The organism is Photorhabdus sp. RW14-46, assembly GCF_963887965.1.
GTDB lineage: Bacteria > Pseudomonadota > Gammaproteobacteria > Enterobacterales > Enterobacteriaceae > Photorhabdus > Photorhabdus laumondii.
Window position 1 is genome coordinate 156,221 of record NZ_CAWPHH010000010.1, and the last position, 11,005, is coordinate 167,225.

Here is an 11,005-nt window from a genome sequence, read left to right on the forward strand (position 1 = left end):
ATGAAAATACAAACGAATATGCAAGGTATGAATTCTCCTAACCCATTAACAGGTTTTAAGTTGCTTTGGCAGAGCGCCCGGACAATGAAAAAAGCCATTATTGGCACCTTTCTGGCATTAGTTGTCACACTGGTTTGTGATTTAGCGGGGCCATTTGTGATCCGTCATTACATTGATAAAGCGACCGCAGGTACTTTTGTTTATGAACTTGTCCTCTTGGCTTTAGGATACGCAATCATCTCTTTTGCCGGTGTTATCGCTGGTCTGGTTACCAGTTATTGCAGTACCAGTGCAGGTTGGGGTATTGCCGATGCGCTTAGGCGTCAGCTATTTCATCATGTTGTGCACAATCGGTCTATCCTGCAAATTGAAAGTGAAGCTCAGGGTAAGCTCCTTGAAAAGATTGAGGGGAATGCGGACATTATTGGAAAAACTATTGCGGAATCCGGATTCCGAATTATAGGCAATATCGCATTAGCATTAGGCACTTTGGTGATTTTGTTTTCTATTATCCCAGAAGTAGGTATCGCAATTACCGTGTTAGTTCTCGTTGTGGCTTATGTTCTGGTGAAACTTACTAACCTTGCAGTAGTGCGATGGAAAAAAGCCCGTGAAGAGAAAGCCCACATATTTGGTTTTATCGGCGATGCTCTTGCTGCGAAAGATGATTTGCATTCATTGGGAAGACGCCGTTGGCCTGCTTTGCAACTACAGAAGATGCTTTCTGGCTTATTAAAAATGGAACGTAAAGCCTATGTCAGCGGACGCATATTTTGGCCGATTACCCAGCTATTTTTTGCCTTGAGTTTTGGCCTGGGTTTTGGATTTGGGCTGCAATTACTCGGTCATAACAGTATCAGTATTGGTACGTTAACCATGATTTATCTTTATGTTGACCGACTCAGAGAGCCAATGGAAGAGATGTCTTCGGAGGTAGATCAGGTACAACAATTGATGGCGACCTTATCACTGGTAGTCAAGATGTTGCGAGATGAGGAGAAAGTCAATCACAACAGTGTAGAGAATCAGCTACCTGAAGGCCCCCTGTCAGTTCAATTTGATCAGGTTGACTTTCGCTATGAAAGTCAGGGTAAGCAAGTCTTACATAACGTGAGCTTCAGTGTGGACGCTGGAAGCAAAGTAGGCATTGTTGGGCGCACGGGGGCAGGTAAAAGCACATTACTCAATCTCATGTGTGGGTTGGCTCAGCCTGATAGCGGACGGGTTACTCTTGCTGGTGTTGAGGTCACTTCCATTCATCCTGATGAATTTGCCAATCGTGTGGCAGTGTTAAGCCAAAAAGCGTATCTCTTTTCAGCAACACTACGCGAAAATTTAACTCTGTTCGATAACAGCATTTCAGATGATGCAATTTGGTGCGCGCTCGAAGAGTTAGAGATCCATAAATGGGCGAAGACATTACCAGAGGGGCTGGATACTTTGGTGGGGGTTGGGGGGCGTTCATTGTCGGAAGGGGAAGTCCAAATGATTGCCGGGGTAAGAACCATGCTTCAAGACGCACAATTAATCATTATCGATGAAGGCACCTCGCTATTAGATCCTCGCACTGAGCAGAGTTGGATGAGATTACTGGAAAAAATTAGCGCTAATCGTACCGTGATCATCGTTGCCCATCGCCTGCACACATTATCCACTACTGACCAAGTCATTATCATGAATGAAGGCCGTGTCGAGGAACTCCTTCATGGCGCAGGGATCAAAACGTTAACAAAACATAGGGAACTTATATCATGACGGGGTTAACCCACTTTTTCCCATCAAAAATGTTGCCTTCTTTACTGAGTTTAGTGCGCAGATTTTCCTTTCTTTACTTCATCAGCATGGTTATATGGACGCTGATCCACGGCTTACCTTTGGTCGTTGGTTTTGCCATCAGCCAGCTTCTTGATAGTGCTGTTATCGATCCCGTAGGCTCAGCGGTTTGGTGGCTATTGGCATTGGCGGTAGGCTCAATGGTATTACGCTCAGTGATACTGATTTTTGGCTTACAGATTGATTTTACCCTTATTTTTAAGGTCAGCGCATATCTTAAACAACGCATTCTGGAGGGAATAAATTGCAGCCACTCTGGCGCGGATCTGGGTCTTTCTCAAGGGGATATGCTCAACCGTATTCGTAATGACAGTGATGAAGTAGCCTCTTTTCTCGGTTGGACAGCGGATTTCTTCTACCGAGCGGTACTATTGTTGATAGCACTTGTGGTGTTGCTGAGTACTGACATTGTGACGACATTGGCGCTTTTACCGATGGCTGGTGGTTTGTGGCTGGGCATAGCTCTCAAACATAAGGTCGGAGCATTACAGGAGGAGAAACGTCAATATCAAGGCCAAATTGCGGGTCGTATCACCGACATATTGGCAGGAATCCGTGACCTTCGCCTTGGTGGAAAGTTGGATCTGCATATTGAGCGACTTTCGGCAAGTTTTGAACGTCGTCGGGCGGTGCAGGCAAAGCATCAAATGTTCACTGATCTGCTGTCGGGGCTATTTCGTAACATCGTGATGCTAGGTACATCTATTGTTTTGATTATTGTCAGTACCCGAATTGTCAGTGGCGATTTCACTATTGGTAAATTGGCTCTGTTTTTGACTTATATCGGTTGGGTCAGTGAGCAGATCTTCTTTTTCGGTCGCGCCTTGGCTAACTATAAAAATGCCGATGTCTGCTACGAGCGAATTCAGCCACTGTTACAGACAGAGCAGCCTGCCAGCGAAGCCCCTATTGCTGATGACATCCTGAAATCACTGACAGTGAGGGGGCTTTGTTGCAATAGCGATACGCAACCTATTTCGTTTACAGCCACACCCAATCAACTGATTGTCGTTAATGGAGAAGTGGGTTCCGGTAAAAGTCGTATGCTTCGCGGTCTGCTCGCGCTGGAACGACACTTATCAGGAAGTGTGCTTTGGAATAACAAAGAAGTTTGTGGAGACGTCGATTGGTGGCAAAGCCCTAAAGTTACTTATGCCCGTCAAGGTGCTGGCTTTGTTGGCGGTACTGTTCGAGATAACTTGGCACTGGGTAACGACGCTGTCAGTGATGAAACTATGGAGCGGGCGTTAACGGCAGTATATCTGAAACCGGGTTCATCTGATCTTCCTGAAGGGCTTGATACTGTGCTGGGGTCCGGTAGTGTCAAACAGTTATCAGGAGGCCAGCGCCAACGTTTGACATTGGCCCGTATGCTATGTCATTCAGCCGAAGTTTATGTCGTCGATGATTGCGATTCATCTCTGGATACTGATACCGCCCGAGCCATATGGTCAGCACTGCCTAAAAAGTGGTCGGGGATCTGGATTGTAGCCTCGCAAAATATTGACCTGCTTGCTCAGGCGGATCAAGTGGTGACTATCAAACGGCGGAGCGAAACATCATGAATTACAGGGTGGTATGTAACAAAGAGGGTAAGCACTCCATTTGGCCTGAAGGGCGGATATTACCGTTAGGGTGGCAAAATGTGGGTTTTTCGGGATCAGAACAAGAATGCCTGGATTGGATAGCTACATATTGGAGTGATCCTAAATTGAAAGTTTCCGCAGAGACGTTGGAATGAAACGTGTTCAACTGACGCCAGGATTATGGAATTACTGCGATCGACAGCAGACGACAATGACTGTTGTGATTGCGCCTTTTGGCGGCGGCAGTGCTTATTCTATGACCGACTGGGTTCAGCAACTGTTGACTGATAGTTATCGAGTGCTGGTGCTTCAGTATCCGGGACGAGGTTCTCGAAGTATTGAACCACTCCCTTTATGTATAAGAGATTTGGTGGCTACCGCGGCAAAAGATGTATTGCTGCATACACAGGGGCCTCTTCTTCTTATTGGTCATAGTATGGGCGCTTTGTTATGTCATGAACTGGCATTACTTTTAGAACAAGCTAACCGAACCGTTGAATATTTGGTCTTATCAGCAGCACGTCCACCACATTTGAATAGTATGGTGCCAGAAGAGATACTCCGTATGAGCCGGGAAGCTTGGATTGAAGAGCTAAAAACCAATATAGGAAATGAAGATAAGAAACTGCTTCATGCGGATGTGCTTGATCTCATGTTGCCTGTATTGCGTGCTGATTATTTGTTAGTGGCTGAGCACAAACAAGCCAGTGGCAAGGTACATTGCCCTATTTTAGCCATTGGCGGTGATCGTGACCCGTGGGTGAGCCCATATCATTTACAAGAGTGGCAATCGCTGACACATGATTCTTGCCAATTAGTCATGTTCCCTGGAGATCACTTCTATTATCGAGATCAGCTTTACGACATTTATTTGTATATCCGTCAAACTTGCTTAAAAGAAGGAAGTCTGCGCTAATGAGTGATGAAAATACCCAAACACAAATGAAGTATTCATCCCGTTTTGAAGGTTTGACGGATGAATATTTGGTTGTAATAAATGATGAAGAGCAATATGCCTGTGTTCATTCTGAATGGCCTGTCGCTACCGGATGGCGAGCGACCGGTTTTAGTGGGACGCAAGAAGCATGTAAAAAATGGATTGAAGAAGTTTGGACCGATATGCGCCCGGCTTCTCTGCGTAATGGCCCACAATCCTTTGATAATCAACCTCTGATAGTGATTTATGATGAAGGCGCAGCCCTTCCCAAAGATATTGTCACTGAATTGAATGGGGTTGCACCACTTGTACTTGTTATCAATTCAAACGAACACACAAGAGAGCGCATATCCTACTTTTCACGATTTGGTCACGTAGTTGATGGTTCTGATATTGCAAGGGCGGTATCAGAACTTGCTCACCTTAATCCTGCGGGGATTGTGACATTTAGTGAGCGTGCCTTACGTCTTACAGCTACGCTGGCAAAACACTTGAATTTGCCTTTTCACAATCTCGAAACGGTCTATCGGCTTACTGACAAATATAAGCAGCGAGTGGCTTTACAAGAGGCTGGCATTGAGTCGATAAGATTCTACCTCATTAACACTGTGTCAGATTGGGAGCAAGCTGTTGAACAGGTTTGTCTTCCCGCAGTGTTAAAACCAGCCTATGGTGGTGGCAGCATCGATACTTATCTTATTGAAGATCCGCAAACAGGAAAGAGCCTTGTAGAAAAACTGCTTTCAAATAAACAGGTTGGATTTGATGGTGGTCGTTCACTGGTATTGGAAGAGTTCCTCCAGGGGCGGCCATCGTTGCCTTTTGGTGACTATGTCTCGGTTGAGAGCTTGGTGGTTAACGGAGAGATTAAGCATATAAATGTGACCGGCAAGATGCCACTTAGTCCCCCTTTTCGTGAATATGGTCATATCTGGCCATCAGTTTTAAGTGATAGTGAACAAAACCAAATCTATGCATTAACGTCAAGTGCCATCAACGTGTTAGGGGTTAATCGGGGGATCACCCATACCGAGCTGAAGTTGACCGAGCAGGGACCCAGGATCATTGAAGTAAATGGCCGAGTGGGCGGGGGTATCAACGAGATGGCCAAAATCAGCCTCAATATTAGTCTGCTTGAAATGGCTGCACGATTAGCGCTGGGAAAAATGATTGATCTCCCTGTGTTCAATCCTGAGCACGTCTATTTCAATATCTGCCATATTGCGCCAACACGTCCATGTGAAATTCTCCGAATTAATGGGGAAGATGAACTTCTCTCTCTTGAGGGTGTATCGTCATATCGCCCATATGTATGGGCAGGAGCTACTTTGCCGGGAGGCTCACAAACCAATGAAATTAACATGGTGTTGGGCAAAGTGGATAACCATAAGGCATTTCTGGATATTTATCAGCGTATGGGGCAGTGCTTGCGTTTTCATGTTCGATTTATGGACAGTGAAGCCGTTCAAATTCTTGATGCGCATGAATTGGGGGCGATATGAGTCTTATTTCAAACGTAGCTAAAGTGCCGGATAACATAAATCTCACTGACCCCCTGACTCATTTACGTCCTGATATAGATAACATCTGGCGGCAATTACGTAATGAGTCACCTGTCGCTTGGCATCCTGCGGTCAATGGTCAATCAGGATTTTGGGTTGTCAGCACCCATGAGTTAGCTATGCGGGTTTACCGTGATAGTCAAACCTTTACCTCTGTTCGTGGAAATGTCATGGCTACACTGTTACATGATGGAGACACAGCGGGTGGTCGCATGCTTGCAGTGTCTGATGGAGATAGACACCGTCAAATCCGTAAAGAGTTGTTAAAGTCTTTCAGCCCTAAGAACCTGATGTCGGTACAGAAAAGAATCAAAAATGCGATGCATGAGCTTGTACGTAATGCAGTAACATCCGGGCAATGTGACTTTGCCACTGATGTAGCACCACATATTCCGTTAGCGGCCATATGTGACATTTTAAAAGTTCCAGAATCGGATCGAGCAAAACTATTTGTCAATGCAAGTGCAGCACTGGCTTCGAACTCTTTGTCAGTTGATAAAGTAGATACCCGCCTCTCCAGAAATGAAGTGTTGATGTATTTCTATAAATGTATTCAGACTCGCAAAATCGCGCCATTGGAAGATGATCTTATAAGTAACCTGATAGCAATGACTCAAAACTCCCTGGCATTAACAGAAGAAGAACTCGTCTTCAATTGTTATAGCGTGTTACTGGGTGGCGATGAAACAACTCGGTTGGCATTGATAGGGATCATAAAAGCATTTGCCGAATATCCAGAATGCTGGGCTCAATTGCGACGTGGTGAAGCAGAAATTAGTAAGGCAGTAGAGGAGTTGTTGCGATGGACCACGCCGGCTTTACATGGTGGTCGGACCGCAACGGTAGATGTTGAATTAGGCGGTCAGCAGATTAGGGCTGGTGATATTGTCATTGTTTGGAATCGGTCTGCTAACTTTGATGAAACCGTCTTTACTAAACCCAATCAGCTTGATCTGAATCGGAGTGATAATCGGCATATTTCTTTTTCATATGGGGCTCATTTTTGCCTTGGTGCCGCTCTTGCCAGAATAGAAATTATTGCACTGCTGGAGGCGCTTGTGGAGCTCGTTGATCAGATCTCTTTGAGTGGAGAACCCAGCCCTATCTATTCGACTTTTCTATCTGGTTACCATCGCTTGCCAGTCAAATTGACTGCTGCACATTATTCATAGGAATAAATAATGAAAGAACGCATAGTGTTGCATGAACAATTTGATGCGATGGTTGAGAATGCTCCTCACAAGATCGCCATTAGTGCACATCATGTAGAAATGACATACCAAAATGTGCAAGACCGTGCTACCCAACTTGCCTATCGACTAATGGACTTAGATATCGGGGCTGAAGATGTGGTTGGAATCCATATTGAGCGCTCTTCTGACATGATCATAGCGATGTTGGCTGCGCTTAAAGTTGGTGCTGCTTATTTAGCACTCCCACCCGATTATCCGACTGAGCGACTTCGTTATATGATAACGGACTCGCGTACAAGGTTGGTGTTAACTCGAACTATGATGAAAGATTCAACGGTCATTGAAAATGTTGCCACTGTTTATATCGATGAAATCCAATCTGTAGTGCCAAAAATCCTGCCACAAGTTACCAGTCAACAGCTAGCTTACGTTATCTATACCTCGGGAAGTACAGGACGCCCCAAAGGAGTGGGAGTGACTCATCATGGCGTTACCAACCTCGTTAGCCAGAAACAGCAGTACGTTCATTTCGGACCTAATGAAAAAATATTGCAGTTAGCACCTGCGGCTTTTGATGCTTCTGCCTTTGAAATATGGGGAGCATTGACTAATGGCGCGGCATTGGTATTGGCTTCTCCTTCATATCAAGCCATTGATGAGCTACCGAAATGCCTTGTTGAACATGGGATTACGATATTGCTACTGACACCTGCCTTATTTCACGTATTGGTAGATTATCGCGAAGAGGCTCTGGATAGCGTACCTCAATTGCTTGTTGGTGGCGATGCAATGTCAGTCACTCATGCGTTTAAGTATTTGTCCAGGAAGCAGAAATTAGGCAAACACTTTTTATTTAATAACGTATATGGCCCGACTGAAGGAACGACCTTGGTGAGTAGTTACTCTATGTCATCATTAAGTATTGATGCGATAAAATCTCCCTTAGGTAAACCTATCGTCAATGCGGAAATGTACTTATTGGATGAGATGTTAAGACCGGTCAGGCCAGGTGAGCGTGGTGAAATCTATATTGGGGGACAGTCTGTCGCACGGGGGTATTTATATCAACCTGGGCTAACTAGCCTGCGTTTTTTACCTGATCCTTTCTCCACCCAACCAGGAGCCAGAATGTTTGCTACTGGTGATGAAGGCGTATTGTCGAATGATGGACTGATTGAGTTTGTGGGCAGGCTTGATGATCAGGTCAAAGTGCGGGGTCATCGAGTTGAGCTGGCAGAAGTAGAGCATGCAATAAAAAGCTGTCAGGATGTGAGTGCTGTTTGTGTTGTGCTGAACATTGACAGTGATCGCCATGTTGAACAACTGGTCGCCCATTATACAACTCACATTGATCATACAACTCATAAAAACACTGATGTTGAGCAAGCTATCATCACTCGTGTTCAAACATTGTTACCCAGCTATATGTGGCCTAGTCAGTTTATTCAGCATGAACAGCTACCTTTAACAAGCAGTGGTAAAGTGGATCGTCGATTTTTGATGGGTTGGAAAGAGGCTGAGAGATTAGAAGAGGTGGTATCCGGTGAACTCTCCATGACAGAAGCACTGGTGGCAGAGATCTGGCAACAAATTCTAGGGCCATTTGATGTTGTGCCTGATGCTGATTTTTTTGCGTTGGGAGGCGATTCGTTATTGGCTATTCAGGTTATCGCGGAAGCTGAAAAACGAGGACTCAATCTGACACTCTCTACCTTATTTCGTACCTCGACGCTTAGGGCGATGTGTAAAGATTTGGTGCTCCCAGAACAAACAGATAATGGACTAACTCGCAATCCGGCATTGCGTGGGGTTTGCCGCGGTTTGGCACAAACAGAAGAAGCTCTCAGTCAGCAGAATGAGAACCCACTGATAAATGAAACGGATAAGCAAAGGTTGCCTGTTAATATCGAAACTGCTTATCCGGCGACGAGATTGCAGCTAGGGATGCTATTTGAGGGATTATACAGTGGTAAAGCAATCTACCTTGATGTTATTGCTCGGGATGTCAACTTGCCACTGGATGAAAAAATACTTCACGACACGCTTCAGTCAATAGCCAAAAGGCACCCGGTTCTCAGAACAAAATTTGATTTGGCCTCTTTTAGTGAAGTGATGCAATTGGTTGAATCACTACCATCATTGCCACTTATAGTGGAAAACTACACAAATCTTGATGATGAACAGTTGGCTGCACGTCACGAAAAAGTAATGGTTGAGTTAAGCCAACCATTTGATCCTGAAGAGGCTCCTTTAATGAGGGTACATGCGGCGGCATTGAATGAAGGACAATTTCGGTTAGCTTATGCCTTTCATCATGCGATCCTTGATGGTTGGAGTGAGTCTGTTTTTATCCTTGAGCTTTTGAGATTGTATCAAGCCAATTTAGTTAGCGAGTCTGTTTTATTGGAGCAACCGGCACCATTGTCAGAGTTTGTCAGACTTGAGCGAGAAGCGCTCGATAACGACAAGGCGAAACAGTTTTTTAGTCAATATTCAGCTAAAGAAAAAACGGATAGATATCAAGATACTGATTATAGGAAAGCAGTACTGGTCTTGCCGGAAAGAACAGTGGAGCAATTGTTAAAAAATGTATCAGATTGGGGCATTCCGTTAAAAAGTATGTTTTTTGCTGGTTTCTATCTGACAACAGCTCATCAGTTACAAGATATTGACTTTGTTGCAGGGATGTCTGTTAACGGTAGGCCTGAGATGGAAGGTGCGGATTTAACTCTTGGACTGTTCCTTAATCATATTCCGATAAAGTTGAATCTTGACTCTGCTAATAACTGGCAGGCACTGGCAAGACAGTCTTTCGATGCTGAAAAAGAAATATTGCCCTTTAGACGCTTTCCATATTCAGAAATACAAACCATGTTAGGAGGGCCACCCTTCGAGGCTGCATTTAGCTACGTTCATTTTCATTCTCGCAATGAGTTATTAGAGCAAGGGTTGGTGAATAGTGATGAAGATGTGCGTGACCATACCAGCTTACCGATTAGGGTTGAGTTGATAAATGATTTGAAAGGCGAAGGTATTTTAATAAATGTGACAGCAGATGAAAAACGTTATGGCACGGGATTCGCTTTAGCGTTGGCCGAACGACTTAGTGAAAAGATAGAAGACATAGCATTTGTATCCGAGCAGATTATTTAATTATCGTCGGATAGTTAATTTTTTGGTATTTGATTTCACAGTTTTTAGTTGCTGTAAACGCAGAAATCTAATCTACGAGGCTGACTTACATTAGCCTCATTCAGAAAACATTTGGAGGAGAACTTAAACAGATGGCTCGCCATATCTTGATTTTCTCAGTTGTGCAGGGGCGTTGAATTATGGGCATAACCATTACGCACTAAAACTGGCTGTATTTCAGTACATCAATGAAGATGGTATTCAAGGTGCATTGGATTTGCACACTAAAGCGAAAAAAGACTTTATCACCGCTTTTCAAGAAAACATTCTGGTACCCAGAGGGTTGACCTATAAACTACAGTTTACTTCACCGACTGGTAGCAGTGTTGTTGAATCGGCGATTAAGCTTGCACGTAAAGTAACCCAACGCTGTCGAGTCGTTGCTTTTACCAATGGTTTTCACGGTATGACAGGAACCTCATTAAGTTTGACAGGTAATAAGGATTATCGTCAGCCTGTGATGGATGCTTATGTGGAGCGTTAATGAAGTCTTAGCTAAAGTAATAGATATTTTAGATCCTCGATTAAATTGATCGTCAAATTTTGGGGTTCTTCCACAGGAGAGCGTAAAAATGAGAGCATAAAAAAGTCTGGGGCACTTGAGTTATTTAGCGGTAAAGTGGGCAATTCAACCGGACTATTACCCATTATCGGCCCATGAATACTTATACGTTAAAGTGGCTTCTTTAGCTGCTTTACCAC

At 44.3% G+C, this 11,005-nt stretch carries 7 protein-coding genes and 1 pseudogene; all 8 read left to right on the plus strand.

Annotation, left to right across the window (positions count from 1 at the left end; translation table 11 throughout):
* A complete protein-coding gene (locus tag AACQ38_RS11225) occupies positions 1–1,755 on the plus strand; it encodes an ABC transporter ATP-binding protein (RefSeq protein WP_165578136.1) in 1,755 nt (584 codons plus the stop codon).
* On the plus strand, positions 1,752–3,398 hold the full coding sequence (locus AACQ38_RS11230) for an ATP-binding cassette domain-containing protein (RefSeq protein ID WP_011145542.1): 1,647 nt from the start codon (positions 1,752–1,754) through the stop codon (positions 3,396–3,398). The genes AACQ38_RS11225 and AACQ38_RS11230 overlap by 4 nt, the downstream gene beginning before the upstream one ends.
* The gene (locus AACQ38_RS11235; protein ID WP_011145543.1) at positions 3,395–3,574 is read left to right on the plus strand and encodes an MbtH family NRPS accessory protein; all 180 of its coding nucleotides are present in this window, start codon (positions 3,395–3,397) and stop codon (positions 3,572–3,574) included. The genes AACQ38_RS11230 and AACQ38_RS11235 overlap by 4 nt, the downstream gene beginning before the upstream one ends.
* Positions 3,571–4,335, plus strand: coding sequence for a thioesterase II family protein (locus tag AACQ38_RS11240; protein WP_011145544.1), 765 nt, complete (start codon positions 3,571–3,573; stop codon positions 4,333–4,335). The genes AACQ38_RS11235 and AACQ38_RS11240 overlap by 4 nt, the downstream gene beginning before the upstream one ends.
* Positions 4,335–5,858 (plus strand): MbtH family NRPS accessory protein, encoded by a 1,524-nt coding sequence (locus AACQ38_RS11245; RefSeq protein WP_011145545.1) that lies wholly within the window; start codon positions 4,335–4,337, stop codon positions 5,856–5,858. Before AACQ38_RS11240 ends, AACQ38_RS11245 begins: the two co-directional genes overlap by 1 nt.
* The gene (locus tag AACQ38_RS11250) at positions 5,855–7,090 is read left to right on the plus strand and encodes a cytochrome P450 (RefSeq protein WP_165578137.1); all 1,236 of its coding nucleotides are present in this window, start codon (positions 5,855–5,857) and stop codon (positions 7,088–7,090) included. The genes AACQ38_RS11245 and AACQ38_RS11250 overlap by 4 nt, the downstream gene beginning before the upstream one ends.
* A 9-nt stretch (positions 7,091–7,099) precedes the next feature.
* Complete coding sequence (locus AACQ38_RS11255; RefSeq protein WP_165578138.1) at positions 7,100–10,264, plus strand: non-ribosomal peptide synthetase; 3,165 nt, start codon at positions 7,100–7,102, stop codon at positions 10,262–10,264.
* A 142-nt stretch (positions 10,265–10,406) separates the two neighbouring features.
* Positions 10,407–10,787: pseudogene (locus AACQ38_RS11260) on the plus strand (aminotransferase class III-fold pyridoxal phosphate-dependent enzyme); the annotation flags it as partial.
* Positions 10,788–11,005 lie beyond the last annotated feature (218 nt).